Raw genomic sequence first — 17,938 nt, 5'->3', positions numbered from 1 at the left:
GACGCCCAGCTGAACCGATCTGCGACCCGTCGGTGCCCGAGCCGGACAACCCGGCTCGGGCACCGGTGCGTTCAGGGGCACCCGGCGTCAGACGGTGAGGATCAGGGTGCCGTCGTCGTCCTCGTGGATGGCGTACACCCGCAGCGAGGGCTGGCCGGTGGTGGAGCAGCCCGTCGCCAGGTCGTACACGTGCTGATGCAGCGGGCAGATGACGACCTTCGCGTCGATGAGGCCGTCGGCCAGGGGACCACCGGCGTGGGGGCAGACGGCGGACACGGCCCGCAGGCCGCCGCGCCGCAGCCGGAACACCGCGACCTGGCGGCCGTCCACCGCGTACGCGCGGCCTTCACCGACCGGGATGTCCGTGACCGGTCCGAGGCGGTAGCTGGTGGCGGCCGTTTCGGGATCGGTGGTCGCGGTCATCGGACCGGCACCTGGGGCAGCGCGACCAGCGGCAGCGACGTGCGGAACTGGCCGGGGACGGCCGGGTCGAGGTCGTCCTTCCACGGGTCGCGGTACGCGGCCACGGCCGCCTCCATCCGTTCGTCGAGGCCGGCGCCGATCCCTTCGCTGTCCTCGACGATCAGCGCGCGCAGACGGTCGATGCCCAGCCGTGGGACGAACGCGTAGGTGCGTTCGAGCCAGTTCGCATTTTCGCGGTAGTACTGCAGGAAACGGCCCGTCAGCCGCATCACCTCGGCGGGGGTGCCGACGGTCGCGAGGAGGTCGCCCTTGCGGATGTGGGCGCCGGCGGCGCCGCCGACATAGATCTCCCAGCGGCCGCCGTCGATCGCGACGACGCCGAGATCCTTCACGTACGCCTCGGCGCAGTTGCGGGGGCAGCCGGTGACGGCGAGCTTCATCTTGCCGGGGCTCTCCAGACCCTGGAAGCGGGACTCGATCGCGATGCCGAGCGCGGTGGAGTCGCCGAGGCCGAACCGGCAGTAGTCGGAGCCGACGCACGTCTTCACGGTGCGCATGCTCTTGCCGTACGCGTACCCGGACGGCATGTCGAGGTCGGCCCACACCTTCGGCAGGTCCTCCTTGCGGATGCCGAGCAGGTCGATGCGCTGCCCGCCGGTGAGCTTCACGAGCGGCACCGCGTACTTGTCGGCGACGTCGGCGATGCGGCGCAGCTGGTCGGGGGTGGTGACGCCGCCTTTCATCTGCGGCACGACGGAGAACGTGCCGTCGCGCTGGATGTTGGCGTGGACGCGGTCGTTGATGAACCTGGCGTCGCGTTCGTCGACGTAGTCGTCGCCCCACAGCATCCGCAGCAGCGACACGAGCCCCATCTTGCTTTTCGCGTCCTCCTCGCCGCCGGCGAGCGCGTCGAACACGGCGGAGACGCTGCGCAGGTTCTGCGCGCGGATCGCCGCGACGAGGTCCGGTTTCCGCATGGGTACGCCCGGCACGTACCAGTCGGCGGACGGGTCCTGCTCGGCGGTGCCGCCCGCGGCCCAGTCGACGATCTGTGCCACGAGCGACCTGCAGGAGCCGCAGCCTTTCCCGGCCCTGGTGCGTTCCATGACCCCGGACAGCGTCTTCGTGGCCTGTACCGCCTCGGTGATCGCACTCTTGGTGACGCCGTTGCAGTTGCACACCTGCGCGTCGCCGGCCAGCTCCGCGGCGCTTTCCGAGGCGGTGGGCCCGCCGAGGTCGAACAGCAGCCGGACCCGTTCCTCCGGCAGCGGCAGCCCCCGCTCGTATGCCTGCATCAGGAACCCGACCTTCGACACGTCGCCGAGGAGGGTGGCGCCGACGAGCCGGTCGTCGCGGATGATGACGCTCTTGTACACGCCGCGGCCCGGCTCGGCGAACACCACGAACTCGTCGCCGGGCGCCGGCGTGCTGATCCCCATCGCGGCGACGTCGACGCCGGCGACCTTCAGCTTCGTCGCGGTCCGCGACCCGTGGTAGGCGGCGTGCACGTCGCGTCCGGTCACGTGGTCGGCGAGGACCCGCGCCTGCTCCCACAGCGGCGCCACCAGGCCGTACGTCTCGCCGCGGTGCTGCACGCACTCCCCCACCGCGTAGATGTCGGGTTCGTCGAGGCAGCGCAGCTGGTCGTCCACGACGATGCCACGCTCGACGGTCAGGCCGCTGACCTCGGCGAGGGCGGTGTCGGGGCGGATGCCGGCGGCGACGACGACCATGTCGCACGGGATCACCCGGCCGCCGGCGAGCCGGACACCCTGCACCTTCTCCTTGCCTTCGACCGCTTCGGTACGGGCGGCGAGCTCGACGGTGATGCCGAGCCGCTCGACGCCCGCCCGCAGGATCGCGCCGCCCTGCGCGTCCAGCTGCGCGTTCATCAGGTGCCCGGCGGCGTGCACGAGCGTCACCGCGACCCCGTGCGCCTGCAGGCCGCGGGCGGCCTCCAGGCCGAGCAGCCCGCCGCCGATGACGACGGCGCGTTCGTGGTCCCGCGCGTACCGGATCATGCCGCGGGTGTCGTCGATCGTCCGGAACGTGAAGACACCCTGGTGGTAGCCGCGTTTCGGGTGGTGCATGTTGTCGATCGGCGGGATGAACGGCCGGCTGCCCGTGGCGATGATCAGCTTGTCGTAGCGCAGCTCGTCGCCGTTGTCGTCGAGGACGACCTTCGCGAACCGGTCGATGCGTTCGACCCGCACGCCGGCGCGCAGGTCGATGCCGTTCGCCTCGTACCACGGCAGGCTGTTGAGGAAGATGCCGTCCTCGTCCTCCGCGCCGGACAGCACGTTCGACAGCAGGATCCGGTTGTAGTTGCCGTACGGCTCCGCCCCGTACATCGTGATCGTGAACCGGTCCCGCCCGCCGCGCTCCAGGATCTCCTCAACCGTCCGCGCGCCGGCCATCCCGTTGCCGATGACGACGAGTCGCTGCATCAGACCTCCACGAGCCCGAGATCCACGACGATCGCCCCGCTGACCCCTTCCGGGGCGCCGACGAGCAGCTCCACGACCGTCCCGGCGTCGAGGTCCTCGACGACCCGCAGCGGCACGTGCACGTCGCTCTTCGCCCCGATCGGGAAGTACCGCATCGGCGTGCCGTCCCTGGTCAGCACCACGTACACCAGCTCGTCGGTGGTGTTGCCGCCGCGGAAGTACACCGTCTGCGTCACCACCCCGACCGGCACGGTGTAGCTGAGCGCCGCGTCGACCGCCACCGGCGCGTCGATCCCCTTCCCGACGAACGGGTACACCCCCTGCAGAAACCGTGGCGTCGACCGCACCTGACCCGTCCTCTCCACCGAACCGCACCGGACTCCCCGCGATCGTGTCCGCCGGCCGTTACACCCCCATACCGCTGTTGTTTCGCGCCGTCGCCGCCTTCCTCTTCGACCCGCACCGCAGGCTGTGAGCCGTTTTTGCGTTGCGGCGGCCGGAGCGGCTCCGCAGGATCTGATCTATGACGATTGATATCAGGCCCGTCACGCGGGACGAGGCGCCCGCGTACCTGCGAGTGCTGCCGTACGTCAACGGGCTGCCGCACTGGGAGCCGGCGCCGGCGGCTTGGCACGGCGGGCCCGAGGCGTGGCCGCCGCCGAACCGGCCGGCGACACCGGAACAGGTGGCCCGCTGGGTCGAGGAGGTCGTCACGGCCGGGCACTTCCACCCGCAGGCCGCGTTCGACGGCGGCAAGGTCGTGGGCGGCTCGGCGATGCTGTCGCTGGCGATCACCGTCCCCGGCCTGCGCGAGGTGCCGTTCGGCGGGGTGACCGCGACCGCGGTGATCGCGACGCACCGGCGGCGGGGCCTGCTGCGCGGCATGATGCAGGCGATGTTCGACGAGGCCCTCGACCGGGGCGAGCCGCTCGCCGCGTTGAGCGCCAGCGGGGGCGGCATCTACGGCCGGTACGGGTTCGCGCCCGCGACCCGGCGGACCCGCTGGGACCTGGACCGCGCCGAGGCCGCGTTCGCCGACGCGGACCCGCCCGCGGGGTCACTGGAGCTCGTCGACGCCGCGACCGCCCGGCAGGCGTGGCCCCGGGTCCACGAGGAGGCCCGCCGCCGGCAGGTCGGTGAGCTGCGCCCGGTGCCCGGCAAGTGGAACGGGCTCAGCGACGACGCCACCGGCCCGGACGGCCCCACCCGGTACCTCATCCACCGTTCCCCGCAGGGAGACGTCGACGGCGTCGCGAACTTCCGGCTGCCGTGGACGCCGCTCGTCGAGCACACCGGCACCCTCGTCGTCGACGCGCTGCAGGCGGCTTCCGTGGACGCCTACCGGGCGATGTGGATGCTGCTGACCGACTTCGACCTCACCCGGCGCGTCACCGCCCCGACCCGGCCCGCCGACGAGCCGCTGCGGTGGATGCTGCGTAACCCGCGCGCCCTGCGGGTCACCCGCCAGTCCGACAACCTGTGGCTGCGCGTCCTCGACCTGCCGGCGGCGCTCACCGCACGGTCGTACGACACCACCGCCGACCTCACGATCGCCGTCGACGCCAACCCGATGTGCCCCCGCAACATCGGCACGTGGCGGCTGTCGGCGACCCCCGACGGTGCGACCTGCACCCCCACCCGGACCCGCCCCGACCTGACGCTGACCGTCCAGGCGCTCGGTTCGCTGTACCTCGGCGGCATGTCCGCGGCGCTGCTGGCCGCCGCCGGCCACATCCGCCCCCACCACGACGCCGCCGTCCCCGCCCTCGGCCGGCTCTTCCGCACCGATCCGGAGCCGTTCAACTCCTTCGCCTTCTGACATCCGGCCCGCCCGCCACGCTGTCCGCGCTTCACCGCCGGTGGCACCTGACCGGCACGCGGAAACGGGATTGCCGCCAAACCCTGCCACCGTTCCCCAGCGCGCCGTCCGCGCGCTCGTCCGCCCTGCCACCAGCTTCCCGCCCTCTGGCCGGGGGGCGCACAGTTACCGGATTACTGGTAACGGCAATCCGGTAACTGCGCGGCTCAGCTCAGGGCCGGGATCGCCGCGGAATCCCGGCCGCGGACCGTGCCCGGCGCCGTGAGCACGCGGTCGACGGTCATCGACATCAGGGCGCGGCGGTCGGAGACCGTCACCGTACGGTACTCGTCCCAGCCGGGGTGTTCGCGGGCGGCGCGGCCGCGGCAGTCGACGAGGGCCTCGGGGGCGTGCGGGGATCGGCGGCGTCACAGACCGAGCAGGAACAGCACTCCGGCAGCGACCAGACCGGCCTCGACCAGGACGACGAACACGCGGTCGCTGGTCCGCCCGACGATCTTCCTGCCGACCCAGGCGCCGGCCAGGGTGGCCGGTGTGAGCGCCGCCCCGAACAGCAGCACCCGGCTCGTGATCAGGTCACCGGTGCCGTAGGCGGCGATCTTCGACAGGTGCATCGTCAGCGCGCTGACGGCCTCGGTGCCGATGTACGCCGCGCGGGTCAGCCCGTAGGCGAGGAAGAACGGGGCGGTCAGCGGCCCGACGGAGCCGAGCAGCGCCGAGCCCAGGCCGGAGGCCGCCCCGACCGCGGCGAAGGTCTGCTCGGCGGGCTTGCGCGGCCGCGGGTTGCGGCGCCGCCAGACAACGACGCCGATGAGGAACACACCCAGCAGCCGTTTCAGCGGGCCGAGCGGCGCGTGCGCCAGCAGCAGCCCGCCGGCGACCGCCAGTGGCACCGCACCCAGCGCGAACCAGCCGATCAGCCGCCAGTGCAGCTCCCGGCGGTTCAGCCAGCCGCGGAAGGCGTTGCTGGACACCTGCGTCAACGTCAGCATCGGCACCGCGACGCGGAGTCCGAACAGCGCCGTGAACACCGGCAGCAGCAGAACTCCGCCGCCGAACCCGGCCACCGCCGACAGCAGCGCCAGACCGAACGCGGCCGCCGACGCCACCGCCAACGTCGGCAGGTCGTCGAGGATCACCCCGCCCAGCCTGCCAGGTCACGGCGGATCAGGTCCACGTCCGGCGCCGGTGTGTGGGGCACCACCGCCGGATCCGTCGTCACGGTCCGGTGCGGCGGCGCGGGTGTGGCTCACGAGACCGCGGTCCGGCGGCCGCGACCGGCGGGCACGGGGGGCTGCGGGTGTGCCGGCGGTGTCGTGTCAGCCGAGGTCGGCGCCGTACACGTGGTCGACGGTCATCGACATCAGCACCCGGCGGTCGGAGACCATCACCGTGCGGTACTCGTCCCAGTCGGGGTGTTCGCCGGCGGCGCGGCGGTAGTAGTCGACGAGGGCCTCGACCTCGGGGCCGTGCGGGTCGGTGCCGGGGCCGGTAAGGGTGGCGACACCCTCGGCGGTCGCCCACGATCTGCCGTCGGCGCCGGTGACCTCGAGCGTCGCCCGCGGGTCGCGGCGCAGGTTCGCGGTCTTCGCCCGGCCTTGCGTCATCGACACGAGGATGACCCCGGCGGCACGGTCGTAGAACGGCATGACCGGGGACAGTTGCGGGCGGCCGTCGGCCTTGATGGTGGCAAGGACCCCGAGCCGGCTGGCGGCGAGCAGGTCGTGCGGGTCGAACGTCATGTCACAATCGTCAACGTTCACACCGGTCGAAGGTCAAGCGGGGGCGCTCATGCTGATCGGGGAGCTGAGCCGGCGCACCGGCGTGCACGCGCACCAGTTGCGCTACTACGAGGCGCAGGGCCTGCTGGAGCCGGGCCGGGCCGCGAGCGGCTACCGCGACTACGCCGACGACGCGGTGGTGACCGTCGCGCAGATCCGTCACCTGCTGGAGGCCGGGCTGTCGACGCAGGAGATCCGGGCGCTGCTGCCGTGCGCGTCCGGTGCCGGCCCCGAGCTCGAACCGTGCCCGGAGCTGCTGGACACGCTCCGCGCCAGGCTGCGGGGGCTCGACGGTCACATCGACGCGCTGTCCCGGTCGCGGGACGCGCTGCGCGGCTACATCACCGCCACCGAGCGGCGGGCGGCGCGCATCCGTTGACCGGCGTGGGTTCCGCGCTGGCCGGGTTCGGTTTCTCGCTCGGGCTGATCGTCGCCATCGGCGCGCAGAACGCGTTCGTGCTGCGGCAGGGCCTGCGCCGCGAGCACGTCGGCCCGGTCGTGGTGATCTGCGCGGCCGCCGACGCGACCCTGATGAGCGCCGGGATCGCGGGTCTCGGCGTCGTCGTGGCCGGCGCGCCGGCCGTCCTGACGGTCGTGCGGTGGGCGGGTGCCGCGTTCCTGTTCGGTTACGCGGTCCTCGCCGCCCGGCGGGCGCTGCGACCGGCCGCGCTGACCCCGCTGGACCATCCGCCGGCGGCGTTGCGGGCGACGCTGCTGGCGTGCCTGGCGTTCACGTTCCTCAATCCGCACGTGTACCTCGACACGGTGGTCCTGCTCGGCACCGTCGCGCACCAGCATGAGGACCGGTGGGCGTTCGGCGCTGGTGCGGCGGCCGCGAGCCTGCTGTGGTTCGCCGCACTCGGTTTCGGTGCCCGCCGGCTGGCGCCGCTGCTGGCCCGCCCGGCGGCGTGGCGGGTCGTCGACGCCGCGATCGCCGTCGTCATGGCGGCGCTGGCCGTCTCGCTGGTGAGCGCCTGACCGTGAGCGCCTGACCGTGAGCGCCTGAACAGGAGCGCCGGCGCCCCCACGTACACCGGCGGCACAGGACGACTGGACAAGCGGTGGCCAACACGTCGGCGGTGCCGTGGCGGGGACACGGGACAGCGGCCGGTGCCGATATGTTGCCGGGATGGACGTGCATGCGCGGTTCATCCGTGACCGGCGGGTCCCTGTCGGCATCGCGCGGCGGCTCGCCGCTCTCGGACACGCAGGGATCCTCCGGGTCCGGGCCGCCGCGGGCGACGAGGGCTGCGCGCAGGTGCTCGCCGAGCACGACCCGGACGACGCCGCGCTGGACCGGTTCACCGACGCGGGATGGTCGCCGGTGCTGCGGGCCCGCGCCGCCGCCCTGCACGGGCGGGGGCGGCCCGGTGACGCGTTGGCGCTGCTCACCCCGTGGGCGGACGATCACCGGGTGGCGCGGGAGGTCGCGGCGCTGCTCGGCGCGCAGGGCCGCGTCGAGGAGGTGTTCGCGCTGCTCGGACCGCGGCTGGGCGAGGCGGGGATGGCCGCCGCCCTGTTCGAGGTGGCGGCCGCGGCCGGTCGCGGCGACGAGGCGTTCACGGTCCTGGCGCCGCTGGCCGCCGGTTCGGCGCACGTGGCGGGGGTGGTCGCGGCGGAGCTGGAGCGGCGCGGCGCGGTGGACGAGGCGGTCGCGGTGCTGCGGCCGCACGCCCCGTACGTGCTGGACCAGGCGGGGCGGCTGCTGCACCGGCACGGCCGGGCCGGCGACCTGCGGGACTGGGCGGCCGACGTCGCCTGCCGCGGCTACCGCGACGGCCGCCTCACCATGTGGCTGGCCGAGGTGCTGGAGCGGCAGGGTGACATCGAGGGGGCCGCGGACGTGCTCAAACCGTTCGACGGGGTGCCGCTGGCTCAGCTGTACAGCCGCAACGGCCGGATCGAGGAGGCGGTCGCGATCCTGACCGAGCTCGCCACCTGCGGCGACGATCCCGAGTGCGCCCTGCACGCCCTCGGCGGGATCGCCCCGGACGCGGCCCTGGCGTTGCTCGAGGACACGCACGACGTGGACCTGCTCATGATCCGGGTGGAGCTGCTCGTCGAGCGTGGCCGGGTGCCCGAGGCGGTCGCCGCCCTGCGGGCCTGCCCGGATCATGACCTGCCGTCGGTGCGGGCGCGGCTCGGTGAGCTGCTCGCCGGGCAGGGCCGTGAGGACGAGGCGATCGCGGCGCTGTCGGACCCGGCCGGGCTAGCGCCGGCGACGCTGCTGGCGGAGCTGCTGCTGCGGCGCGGCCGGGTCCAGGACGCCCTCGACGTCCTGGACCGCTACCACGACCGCAGGCGGTGACCGCGCACGTCTTCACGCTGTATTGCCGATCTCGCCCGCCGCCTCACGTCCTGCGGCGGTGAGTGCGTCGCTCGCGCCGTCAGGTGGTGAGCGCGGCCTTCGCCGCGCGGCTCGCGTCGTCCACCAGCACCTCGGTCCAGCCCCTGGCCACGCCGTCGAGGGCGGTCGCGGCGACGAACGCGGGGTCGAGCTTCGGCACGTCCCAGCCGGCCATCATGTCGGTGTCGGCGGCGCCCAGGTGCACGCCGGTGACGTGGGTGCCCTGCTCCGCCAGCTCGAGCCGCACCCCGTTGGTCAGGCTCCACTGGGCGGCCTTCGCGGCGCTGTAGGAGTTCGCGCCGTCGTAGTTCGCCCATGACAGCAGCGACAGGACGTTGAGGATCGCGCCGCCGCCGTTCGCCGCGAGGACCGGCGCGAACGCCCGGATCACCTGCAGCGTCCCGAAGTAGTGCGTCTCCATCTCCAGGCGGACGGCGTCGAGCGGGCTGCCGAGGAGGTTGGTGTACGTCGCGACGCCCGCGTTGTTCACCAGCAGCGTCACGTCCTTCGCCACGCCGGCGGCTTCCTCGATGCTGCCGGGGTCCGTGACGTCCAGCCGCAGCACCCGCACGCCGGGCAGGTCGACGGTGCGCGGGTCGCGTGCGGTGGCGTACACGGTCGCGCCGCGGTTGAGCAGTTCCTGGGCGAAGTGCCGGCCGAGGCCGCGGTTGGCGCCCGTGACGAGCGCCACCGATCCGTTGATGTCCATGCCGGTTACGCTAAAACCTGACGTTGACGTCAGAGGCAAGTGTGCCGGGCGTGAGGAGGGTCGCAGGTGCGGATCGGGGAGCTCGCGACGAAAGCGGGTGTCAGCGTGCGGGCGCTGCGCTACTACGAGGAGCAGGGCCTGCTGGGCGCGGACCGCAGCCCGTCCGGGCAGCGTCACTACCCGGACGGCGCCGTCGACCGGGTGATGCTGGTGCAGCAGCTGTACGCGGCGGGCCTGTCCAGCCGCCGCATCCTGGACCTGCTGCCGTGCGTGTACACCGGTCACGCGACCCCGGAAACCCTGCGGCTGCTGGCGGAGGAGCGGAGCCGGATCGACGCGCAGGTCGCCGGTCTCACCGCCACCCGGGACCGGCTCGACGCGGTGATCGCCGCCGCCGAGGCCAGCGTCACCGACGGCTGCGTCCCCCCAGCGACCGCCTGACGCCCCGCTCTGTCCGACGACGTCACCGGCCCCGCGACGGCGCTACGCTGGTGGATGCCGCCAGGCGGCCCCGTTACCGATTTTCGATTTTCGTATTGCCGTCAATTACCGTCGGCGGCATGCCGTCGCTCGTGACACCGGCGCTGCCGGTAGGGACCCTCGCCACGTCCGTGCAGCCGGTGCTGGACGGCGACGGCCTGCGGTTGCGGCCGTGGCTGCCCGCCGACGTGGACGCGGTGGTCGAAGCCTACTCCGATCCTGACATCCAGCGCTGGCACTGCCGGTCGATGTCCGCCGCGGAGGCCCGCGACTGGATCGCCCGCTGGCCGGCGCGCTGGCGGGCGGAGACCGGCGCCGGCTGGGCCGTCACCGACGGTGGCCGGGTCGCCGGGCAGATCAGTCTCCGCACGATCGACCTCGCCGAGGGGCTGGCGGAGGTGTCGTACTGGGTGCTGCCGTCCGCCCGTGGCCGGGGTGTCGCGGGGCGGGCCCTGGCGGCGCTGACCGGGTGGTCGTTCGGGACGCTCGGCCTGCACCGGGTCGAGGTCTGCCACTCGACGGCGAACGTGCCGTCGTGCCGGGTCGCGGGCCGCGCCGGGTACGCGCTGGAGGGCACGAAACGCGGCGAGGCCCGCCACACCGACGGCTGGCACGACATGCACCTACACGCGCGGGTCGCCGAGGTGCCGGGCGAAGAACCGCACTGAGCTGTCGTGCTCGAACGCCGGGACTTCCCCGTGCCCGCCGGGATTCGCGTGCAGCGTCTTGGCCGCGGACCCGAGCGCGTCGAACAGCGCGAGCGCCTGCTCGCGGGGCACGAGCTCGTCGTGCCACTGCAGCAGGAACTCCACCGGCACCATCACCTCCGCGGCCGCGTCGAGGGGGCCGGCGGCGAGACCGAGGACGGCGGCGCCGATGCGGGGTTCGGCCGCGACCAGCGGGATGCCGATCCCGGCGCCGAGGGACGTTCCCCAGTACCCGACGGGCCCGTCCGTCAACGCGTCGATGACGGCCTGCCAGTCGGGCGCGGCGAGGGCCGCGAGCGCCGAGTTGAACGCGACGACCTCCGGCAGGCTCGGCCGGCGGCCGTGCCACGGCGGGGTGATCGGGGGCCGGTCGCCGTGTCCGGGTGCGTCGATCGCGGCGACGGTCGCGCCGAGCCCGGTCACGAACCGGTGCGCGCCAGCGACGACGGCGGACGCGGCCTTGTGCTGACGTCCGCCGTGCCCGATGAGGATTAGCGGGCCGTCGCCCCCGCCGGCCGGGGTCCACAGGGTGCCGGGGATGTCGCCGAGGACGAACTGCCTGCCGCAGATGCCGTCGTCGGTCGTGCTGGAGATGTACCGCACCGGTGTGCTGCCTTCCGGGATGCCGTGTCGCGGGCGCCCCGGCCGGTCACCTGGGTCAGGTGAGCCGTTCGACCATCGGGGAAGGGAGCCCCCGTCCTGTCACCACGTTCACGGGGTCTCACCTCCTCGGGTCGGGTCGGTCACCGGCGACGGTAGCAGGCCCGGTCATGAACTCGCCGGCCGGTCGCAGCCTGACCCGCAGCATCGACTCGGCGAGGGCGCTGGTGAGCCGGACGTCCAGTGGCCGGTTCGGGAACAGGTCCCTGCTGTGGGCGGCCGGTATCGTCGCGGGGTCCAGGCCGTCGCGGGCGGCGACGAGCAGGCCCAGCTCGTGCCGGCTGATCGGCTGCGGACCGGCGATGTTGAGCACGCCGCGGTGACTGCCGGCGGCGACCTCGAGCAGCGCGGCGGCGAGGTCGTCGACGTGGACCGGCATCCGGATCTCGTCGGTGAACAGCGCCCCGTGCACCCTTCCGGACGCCAGGTCGTGGGTGAGGACCTCGTGCGCGCCGCGGCCGTCGCCGAGGATCGTCGAGGTCCGGACCAGCACCGCGTCCGGGTGGATCGCGGCGACCGCGGTCTCGGCGGCGGCCTTCGCCGCGCCGTACCGGTATGTCGGGTCCGGTAATGCGGTTTCGTCGTAGTGGATCTCCCGGCCGGAGAACACGGCGTCGCTGGACATGTGCACGAGCCGGATGCCGGCGCTGGCGGCGGCGACCGCGACGTTGGCGGCGCCGTCGGCGATCGACGCCCAGTCGCCGCGGTCCCGTCCTGCGGCCGTGTGGATGATGACGTCGGGGCGGACGTCGCGTAGCAGCGCGCCGATCGCCGGCCGGTCGCGGATGTCGAGGCGCACGTCGCCGCCGTGGGCCCGGTTCGCGAACCAGGTGCCGGTGACGGTCCATCCGCCGGCGGTGGCTTGCTCGTACACGCGCCGCCCGAGCGAACCGGTCGCGCCTGTCACCAGGAGGATCCCCGTCATGGGCATGGAGCTTATGCGGTGCTGCGCCGGTCCTGGCCCGGTCCCGGCCCGGTCCTGCACGACAGCGCGGGTGGACGCCGAGGTGGCATCCTGCTGGTCAGGTGGCCGACCCGAACCACGTCCCGAGGCGGCTGTCGAGGTCCGGCTGGTCGTCGCCGGCCCATGCGACGTACCCGTCGGGGCGCAGCAGCACCGCCGGCACGTCGAGGTCGTCGCTGACGTCGACGACGTGGTCGACGCGGTCCGCCCAGCCTCCGGCCGACAGCCGGCCAGTCTGGTCGAGCAGCAGTCCCCTGCCGGCATGCATCAGCTGGTACAGGCGGCCCTGCTTGAGCGGGACGTCCCGCAGCCGCCGGCCGACGAGATCGTGGCCGCCGCCCAGTTCGTACCGGACGGAGATCGCGGTGATCTTCTCGATGAGGTGCCGGTTGACCTCCTCGAAGCCCATCAGCTCCGCCAGCAGCCGGCGCACCGCCTGCGGGCCCGGCTCCGTGCGCAGCAGCTCTGTCTGCGCCCGGACGTTGTCCAGCACGTCCTCGGCGACCGGGTGCCGCTCCGCGTGGTACGTGTCGAGCAGCCCGTCCGGCGCCCACCCGCCGACGGCCGCGGCGAGTTTCCAGCCGAGGTTGACCGCGTCCTGGATGCCGAGGTTCAGCCCCTGCCCGCCGAGCGGCGGGTGGACGTGCGCGGCGTCGCCGGCGAGGAACACCCGCCCGGCCCGGTACTGTTCGGCGTGCCGGGTGCCGTCGCCGAACCTCGACAGCCACCGCGGTGAGTGCACCCCGAAGTCGGTGCCGGCGAATACCTGCAACTGTTTCCGGAAATCCTCCAATGTCGGCGGCACGCCGCGGTCCTCGGCGACCCCGTCCGCGGGCACCACGACCCGGTACGGGCCGTGGTCACCGGACCGTCCGAGCCCGAACCGCAGCTGCGTCCGGCGGACCTCGGCGACGATGCTGGTCACCGTCTCCGGCGCCGCGGTCACCTCCATCTCGCCGAGCAGCGTGTCGGCGCGGCTCGGCTCGCCGGGGAACGCGATACCTGACAACCGGCGGACGGTGCTGCGCCCGCCGTCGCATCCGACCAGGAACCGTGCCGTGTGCCGGGTGCCGTCGGCGAGGTCGACGGTCACCCCGTCCGGGTCCTGCGCGATCCCGGCGACCTCACGGCCGCGTCTGATGTCGGCGCCGAGGTCCGTGGCGTGCTCGGCGAGGAGCCGTTCGGTCACCGGCTGCGGGATGCCCAGGACGTACCCGTGGGCGCTGTCCAGCGCCGGCGCCGGTTTCGTGATCCCGGCGAAGAACCCGCCGACCGGGGACCGCCGCCCGTTGTCGAGGAACCGTTCCAGCAGTCCCCGCTGGTCCATGAGTTCGATGCTGCGCACGTGCAGCCCGAGCGCCTTCACGTACGCGGCCGGCTGCGGCTCCTTCTCCAGCACCAGCACGTCGACGCCGTGCAGCCGCAGTTCGGCGGCGAGCATCAGCCCCGTCGGCCCACCCCCGGCGATGATCACGTCACGCATGAAATCCCCCATTCACCACGAATGGAGCATTCTGCCGCACCCCTGTGGTCTTGCCGCAAGCCCCGGGGTGCGATATACGTTAGAGGTGGCAGGGAGCGCGTCTCCTTGCCGTTCTTTGTTTCCGCGCCCGGGTCGTTCGCCGTCCGCCGGCTGGTCAGGTCAGGTGCCGCTCGATCCCGTCGGTCATCCGTCCGAACTCCGCGACGAAGCCCAGCGCTAGGTCCCCGGTCGTCCACGCACCCCGCCCCGCGGCGGTGTTGTGCTCGTCGTACAGGGCGGCGATCTCAGCGGCCCGTGCCTGCAATACCGAAAGATCCATTGCCGGAATCTACATTCGGGTCCGCGGCGCCGGGTCCAGGACGTAGCGGCGCAGCCTGACCGGCCGGGCTGCCGTCGTCGGCGACCCAGTCCGCGTCCGTCGTGGTGAGGTGCCGCCAGCCGGTCGCCTCGTAGAAGGCCGTGGCCGCGGACCGCCGTTCCTCGATGACGTCGAGCGTCAGCACGCGGCCGTGCCGGGCCGCCCACGACGCCACGCAGGCAACCAGCGCCCCGGCGACGCCGCGGCGGCGTGCCCCTGGGGCGACGTACAGCCGGGACAGGTCCACCCGTCCGGTGTGCTGCGCGGCAACGTCACCGCCGCCGTCGTGCAGGTGCCGGACGGCGACGTGGCCGACGATGGCACCGGTGGGGTCTTCGGCGAGCCAGGCCTGGAGCAGGTGCGGCGGGTCGAGCCAGCGGCGCGGGTCCGCCGGCCAGCGCAGCGGGTATCCGTCGGTCTCGTGCACGGCCCTGAGCATCTCGATGCAGGTGTCGAGGTCGTCCGGTTGCCGGGGCCGTATTGTCGGGTGCCGCATTCGACAATTCTCGGCCGGGACGTCTTGGCGTGGGTCTCTCAGCCGACCTCTGGTGGTGTGGCGCAGGGACGACGAGACCGGGCCTGCCCGTCGCCGGACGGTCCGGCGACCTCTCGGCCCTTGTCAGGTCGGGGTGGCGTAGCGGGCGGCGATGGCGGTGGCGCGGTCGTGCAGGGACGTGCGCAGCCAGTGCGGGGTCACGGCTTCGGCGTTCGTGGCGAGCTGCCACAGCGCCCATTCGGCGTGCCGGGCGTCCTGGAACGTGACCTCCATCCCGCAGCCGGCCGTCGTCGGTGGTTTCGGTGAGGACGGCCAGGGCGGTGCCGGCCAGGTCCTCCCGGCGGGCGGGGTGCAGCCGGACCACGACGGTGACCTGGTCGCCGCCGGCTCGGAACCGGGTGCTGCGTTCCAGCCAGGCGCGGTCCAGGTCGACGCGGTCGGGCCGTTCGGCGGGTTCGTCGAGCTCCTCGGCTGCCACGATCCGGGACAGCCGGTAGGTGCGGTCCTCGCCGGATCTCGTGGCCAGCAGGTACCCCTGATCGCGGACCGTGACGAGGCCGACCGGGTCGACGGTGCGCCACGCCGGGCTCTGGCGGACCGGCGCGTAGTGGATGCGCAGCTTGTGGCCGCCGAGGACCGCGCGGCGCACCTCGGCCATGACCGCGTCGGGGACCTCCTCGCCGGCCTGCCGGCGGGCGAGCAGGTCGGTCTCCGGGTCGATCAGCAGCCGCTGGACCGCGCCGGCCGCGGTGGTCCGGTAGCTCTCCGGCAGCGCGTCCACGACCTTGCGCATCGCGGAGGCGAGCGCCGCCCCGAGCCCGAACGCCTGCGCGCCGCTGCGGGAACCGGCGACCAGCAGGGCGAGCGCCTCGTCGTGGTTCAGGCCGGTGAGCTCCGTCTGGAAGCCGGGCAGCAGCATGAACCCGCCGTGCCGGCCGCGTTCGGCGTACACGGGGACCCCGGCCGCGGACAGCGCCTCGATGTCGCGCAGGACGGTGCGGGTCGACACCTCCAGCTCACGGGCGAGGGTCGCGGCGGACAGCCGCCCGCGCTGGCGGAGCAGCAGCACCAGCGAAACCAGCCGGTCGGCGCGCATCCGGGAACCTTACTGCAATACACGACACAGGATGTCGTGATTCGTTGGCAGGCTCATCACCACGGACGGCCCGCCCGTCCCCCCGATCCGACCCCGATCCGAATGGAGCAGATGTGGCATTGCAACGAACGGCGGTCAACCCGGTCGCCTGGTCGCTCGACATGGGATTCAACCAGGGTGAGCTCGTCTCCGGGGAGACCCGCACCCTGTACTGCTCCGGGCAGACCGCGATGAGCGCCGACGGCCGCCCCATGCACGACGGTGACATGGCCGCGCAGCTGGCGTTGAGCCTCGACAACCTGGAGGCCGTCCTCGCCGAGGCCGGCATGTCCCTGGAGAACCTGATCCGGCTGAACGTGTACACGACCGACGTCGACCTGCTGTTCCCGCACTACGGCGTCCTCGCCTCCCGGCTCGGCGCCGCGAAGGTCGCGCCTGCCACGACGATGCTCGGCGTGACCCGGCTCGCGATCCCGGGTCAGCTCGTCGAACTGGAGGGGACCGCCGTGGCGTGACGCGACCCGCTGTGCTCGTGCCGGCGGCTCGGCACGAGCACAGCGTGCAGGCATCCGGCGGGGCCTGCACCCGCTATCCGCCGCTGATCACCTTGCCGCCGAGACCCGACCGGGACGTGGGCTGGCCGATGAGCTCGACCAGCACCTCGTCGCGGCAGCCGTCGCCGAACACGGCGGTGACGGCATCGGTGAACGCCGAGACGAGCCGTGCGACGACACCGGCGGCGTCCGGCCGGGCGAACACCTCCTCGCGCATCCCGAAGGTGACCGACGGTGCGGCGGTGGCGACCGGCACTCCGCCGCGGGCCCACCGCCCGGCCGGGATGCCGATGAGCCTGACGTCGACCGACGGCCGGGCCCATTCGCCGTACACGGACACGACGGCGTCGGTGAGTTCCCTGATGAGGCCGGCTTCACGCCCGGCGAGGTCGGTTTCGAGCGCGTGGAGCGTCACGTGTGGCATGGGCGGCTCCTCGATGTCGGACAGCAGCGCTGGACGAGCATAGGTCGCCCGGCCGGCCGCCGGCACCGCGTTTCCCGGCTGGTCACGGGTGTCGTTCGCCGGCCCACGCCACGTCGGTGACGACGAACCCGGGCAGCGCCACATCAGCGGCCGACGTGACCTGGAACGTGCCCCCGCGGGATTGCGGATTCCAGCCTGCGCGTAATCCGTACTCGATGAGCGCCCGGACGTCCGCGGCCGCCGGGTACGGGTACGCGTCCTCGTCAGCGGCGACCGGTTGACGTCGAACGGCCAGATCGGCCTGCAGCGCGCAACCGGTCCGGCCGGCGCCCCACGCTCGGATGCGGATGCACCGGTGCCGGCGGCCGTCCGGGCCGGACGCGGCGCGGATCTGCGCCGTCCACGTGTACTCCTGCTCGTCGATGTGCAGTTTCCGCAGCCTCGACCTCATCCGCGCATGATCCCACCGGCCCGCGCAGACCGCCGCCGGTTATCCCGTTGGCCGCGGTTCGTGATGGCAGAATCCCGCCGTGCTGTGTCATGCGTGTGATCGGGAGATGGTGTGGCAGGAGATCCCGCCGCAGCAGTGGTACCGCGAGGTTTGGGTCTGCACGTGGTGCTACGCGTTCACCCTTGTCGGGCACGTGGGCTCCGAGATGACACGGTCCATGTATCACCGGTGGGACCAGCGGTGGGAGGCGGCGTGCACCGACATGCTGCCGGACCCCCGCCGGCACGCGTACGGGTTGTTCCGCGCCACGCTGTGCGGGATCGAGCGGCCGGACATGACGGGTTCCCAGTTCGGCATGTGGGGCGGCGGCCGCGACGAGTGCCCGGCGTGCACGGCGGCGGCTCGCACCATCGACGTGCGGTGGCCGGTGGAGCGGCGCGACATCGGTGACGTCATCGTCGACATCACTCCCCTGCCGCTCCCCCGGGACGTGCCGGGTCACGTCAGCCCGCCCGATGAGCTCGGCCTTGCGGACCTGCGGTTGCCGGAGCTGCCGCGGCGGACCGGGCGGGTCCTTCCCCGCGCCGCCGAACCCGTCCCTGCCGACGCCCGCCACCCGGCCGTCGACGCGGGTGAACTAGACGCAACGCCGTTCAGTTAGGTGGTTCGGTGGGTTGTCAAGGGTAGGGGTTGATGATGTCGATGCTGGTGGTGGCTTGGTAGCTGTGCCGGTCGATGT

At 73.1% G+C, this 17,938-nt stretch carries 22 protein-coding genes; 8 read left to right on the top strand and 14 right to left on the bottom strand.

Annotation, left to right across the window (positions count from 1 at the left end):
• Window positions 1-87: 87 nt before the first annotated feature.
• Genes AB0I21_RS52105 through AB0I21_RS52095 form a run of 3 tightly spaced genes read right to left on the bottom strand, consistent with a single transcriptional unit; the run spans window position 88 to window position 3,217 of the window.
• Entirely contained in the window at window positions 88-423 is a 336-nt protein-coding gene (locus tag AB0I21_RS52105; RefSeq protein WP_360572639.1) for a Rieske (2Fe-2S) protein, read from the bottom strand.
• Complete coding sequence (nirB, locus tag AB0I21_RS52100) at window positions 420-2,870, bottom strand: nitrite reductase large subunit NirB (protein ID WP_360572637.1); 2,451 nt, start codon at window positions 2,868-2,870, stop codon at window positions 420-422. The genes AB0I21_RS52105 and nirB overlap by 4 nt, the downstream gene beginning before the upstream one ends.
• Complete coding sequence (locus AB0I21_RS52095) at window positions 2,870-3,217, bottom strand: molybdopterin oxidoreductase (RefSeq protein WP_344504896.1); 348 nt, start codon at window positions 3,215-3,217, stop codon at window positions 2,870-2,872. The genes nirB and AB0I21_RS52095 overlap by 1 nt, the downstream gene beginning before the upstream one ends.
• 176 nt (window positions 3,218-3,393) lie before the next feature.
• On the opposite strand from AB0I21_RS52095, the gene AB0I21_RS52090 reads away from it, so the two are divergent.
• A complete protein-coding gene (locus AB0I21_RS52090) occupies window positions 3,394-4,689 on the top strand; it encodes a GNAT family N-acetyltransferase (protein WP_360572634.1) in 1,296 nt (431 codons plus the stop codon).
• A 407-nt stretch (window positions 4,690-5,096) separates the two neighbouring features.
• Here AB0I21_RS52090 and AB0I21_RS52085 read toward each other — a convergent pair whose 3' ends face one another.
• The gene (locus AB0I21_RS52085) at window positions 5,097-5,828 is read right to left on the bottom strand and encodes a sulfite exporter TauE/SafE family protein (RefSeq protein ID WP_360572632.1); all 732 of its coding nucleotides are present in this window, start codon (window positions 5,826-5,828) and stop codon (window positions 5,097-5,099) included.
• A gap of 180 nt (window positions 5,829-6,008) precedes the next feature.
• Window positions 6,009-6,431 carry a PPOX class F420-dependent oxidoreductase gene (locus tag AB0I21_RS52080; protein WP_360572630.1) on the bottom strand — a complete coding sequence of 141 codons (423 nt, stop codon included), beginning with the start codon at window positions 6,429-6,431 and terminating at the stop codon, window positions 6,009-6,011.
• A gap of 49 nt (window positions 6,432-6,480) precedes the next feature.
• Here AB0I21_RS52080 and AB0I21_RS52075 point away from each other — a divergent pair, with 49 nt between their 5' ends.
• The 3 genes from AB0I21_RS52075 to AB0I21_RS52065 all read left to right on the top strand — a co-directional run bounded on the left by AB0I21_RS52075 (window position 6,481) and on the right by AB0I21_RS52065 (window position 8,778).
• Window positions 6,481-6,849, top strand: coding sequence for a MerR family transcriptional regulator (locus tag AB0I21_RS52075; RefSeq protein WP_360572628.1), 369 nt, complete (start codon window positions 6,481-6,483; stop codon window positions 6,847-6,849).
• A gap of 5 nt (window positions 6,850-6,854) precedes the next feature.
• A complete protein-coding gene (locus tag AB0I21_RS52070) occupies window positions 6,855-7,448 on the top strand; it encodes a LysE/ArgO family amino acid transporter (protein WP_360572626.1) in 594 nt (197 codons plus the stop codon).
• Between the two features lie 151 nt (window positions 7,449-7,599).
• Window positions 7,600-8,778, top strand: a complete 1,179-nt coding sequence (locus AB0I21_RS52065; RefSeq protein WP_360572624.1) for a hypothetical protein — start codon at window positions 7,600-7,602, stop codon at window positions 8,776-8,778.
• A 79-nt stretch (window positions 8,779-8,857) separates the two neighbouring features.
• On the opposite strand, the gene AB0I21_RS52060 is transcribed toward AB0I21_RS52065, so the two are convergent.
• Window positions 8,858-9,526, bottom strand: a complete 669-nt coding sequence (locus AB0I21_RS52060) for an SDR family oxidoreductase (RefSeq protein ID WP_360572622.1) — start codon at window positions 9,524-9,526, stop codon at window positions 8,858-8,860.
• Window positions 9,527-9,592: 66 nt separating this feature from the next.
• Here AB0I21_RS52060 and AB0I21_RS52055 point away from each other — a divergent pair, with 66 nt between their 5' ends.
• On the top strand, window positions 9,593-9,967 hold the full coding sequence (locus AB0I21_RS52055; protein ID WP_360572620.1) for a MerR family transcriptional regulator: 375 nt from the start codon (window positions 9,593-9,595) through the stop codon (window positions 9,965-9,967).
• 119 nt (window positions 9,968-10,086) lie between these two features.
• Window positions 10,087-10,674 (top strand): GNAT family N-acetyltransferase, encoded by a 588-nt coding sequence (locus tag AB0I21_RS52050; RefSeq protein WP_360572618.1) that lies wholly within the window; start codon window positions 10,087-10,089, stop codon window positions 10,672-10,674.
• Here the strand turns inward: AB0I21_RS52050 and AB0I21_RS52045 are convergent.
• From AB0I21_RS52045 to AB0I21_RS52020, 6 genes are all read right to left on the bottom strand, one after another.
• The gene (locus AB0I21_RS52045; RefSeq protein WP_360572616.1) at window positions 10,630-11,316 is read right to left on the bottom strand and encodes an alpha/beta hydrolase; all 687 of its coding nucleotides are present in this window, start codon (window positions 11,314-11,316) and stop codon (window positions 10,630-10,632) included. The genes AB0I21_RS52050 and AB0I21_RS52045 overlap by 45 nt on opposite strands.
• A 118-nt stretch (window positions 11,317-11,434) precedes the next feature.
• Window positions 11,435-12,298: a sugar nucleotide-binding protein gene (locus tag AB0I21_RS52040; RefSeq protein ID WP_360572614.1), complete on the bottom strand. Its 864-nt coding sequence runs from the start codon at window positions 12,296-12,298 to the stop codon at window positions 11,435-11,437.
• 97 nt (window positions 12,299-12,395) lie between these two features.
• Window positions 12,396-13,820 carry a rifampin monooxygenase gene (rox, locus tag AB0I21_RS52035; protein ID WP_360572610.1) on the bottom strand — a complete coding sequence of 475 codons (1,425 nt, stop codon included), beginning with the start codon at window positions 13,818-13,820 and terminating at the stop codon, window positions 12,396-12,398.
• Between the two features lie 154 nt (window positions 13,821-13,974).
• Complete coding sequence (locus AB0I21_RS52030; RefSeq protein ID WP_360572608.1) at window positions 13,975-14,139, bottom strand: hypothetical protein; 165 nt, start codon at window positions 14,137-14,139, stop codon at window positions 13,975-13,977.
• On the bottom strand, window positions 14,105-14,536 hold the full coding sequence (locus AB0I21_RS52025) for a GNAT family N-acetyltransferase (RefSeq protein ID WP_360572675.1): 432 nt from the start codon (window positions 14,534-14,536) through the stop codon (window positions 14,105-14,107). Before AB0I21_RS52025 ends, AB0I21_RS52030 begins: the two co-directional genes overlap by 35 nt.
• A complete protein-coding gene (locus AB0I21_RS52020; protein WP_360572606.1) occupies window positions 14,451-15,770 on the bottom strand; it encodes a WYL domain-containing protein in 1,320 nt (439 codons plus the stop codon). The genes AB0I21_RS52025 and AB0I21_RS52020 overlap by 86 nt, the downstream gene beginning before the upstream one ends.
• Before the next feature lie 119 nt (window positions 15,771-15,889).
• On the opposite strand from AB0I21_RS52020, the gene AB0I21_RS52015 reads away from it, so the two are divergent.
• Window positions 15,890-16,285: a RidA family protein gene (locus tag AB0I21_RS52015; RefSeq protein WP_360572673.1), complete on the top strand. Its 396-nt coding sequence runs from the start codon at window positions 15,890-15,892 to the stop codon at window positions 16,283-16,285.
• Between the two features lie 73 nt (window positions 16,286-16,358).
• Here the strand turns inward: AB0I21_RS52015 and AB0I21_RS52010 are convergent, their stop codons facing one another.
• Window positions 16,359-16,748 carry a hypothetical protein gene (locus tag AB0I21_RS52010; RefSeq protein WP_360572605.1) on the bottom strand — a complete coding sequence of 130 codons (390 nt, stop codon included), beginning with the start codon at window positions 16,746-16,748 and terminating at the stop codon, window positions 16,359-16,361.
• Between the two features lie 82 nt (window positions 16,749-16,830).
• Window positions 16,831-17,199 carry an integrase gene (locus AB0I21_RS52005; RefSeq protein ID WP_360572603.1) on the bottom strand — a complete coding sequence of 123 codons (369 nt, stop codon included), beginning with the start codon at window positions 17,197-17,199 and terminating at the stop codon, window positions 16,831-16,833.
• A 106-nt stretch (window positions 17,200-17,305) separates the two neighbouring features.
• Between AB0I21_RS52005 and AB0I21_RS52000 the strand changes: the two genes are divergently transcribed.
• Window positions 17,306-17,860 (top strand): hypothetical protein, encoded by a 555-nt coding sequence (locus AB0I21_RS52000; protein WP_360572601.1) that lies wholly within the window; start codon window positions 17,306-17,308, stop codon window positions 17,858-17,860.
• Window positions 17,861-17,938 lie beyond the last annotated feature (78 nt).

It is taken from the genome of Dactylosporangium sp. NPDC050588 (assembly GCF_040654975.1).
In the GTDB taxonomy this organism is placed as follows: Bacteria; Actinomycetota; Actinomycetes; order Mycobacteriales; family Micromonosporaceae; genus Dactylosporangium; species Dactylosporangium maewongense.
Note: the sequence above shows the minus strand (reverse complement) of the source record. Positions and strands in the feature narration are given on the sequence as shown.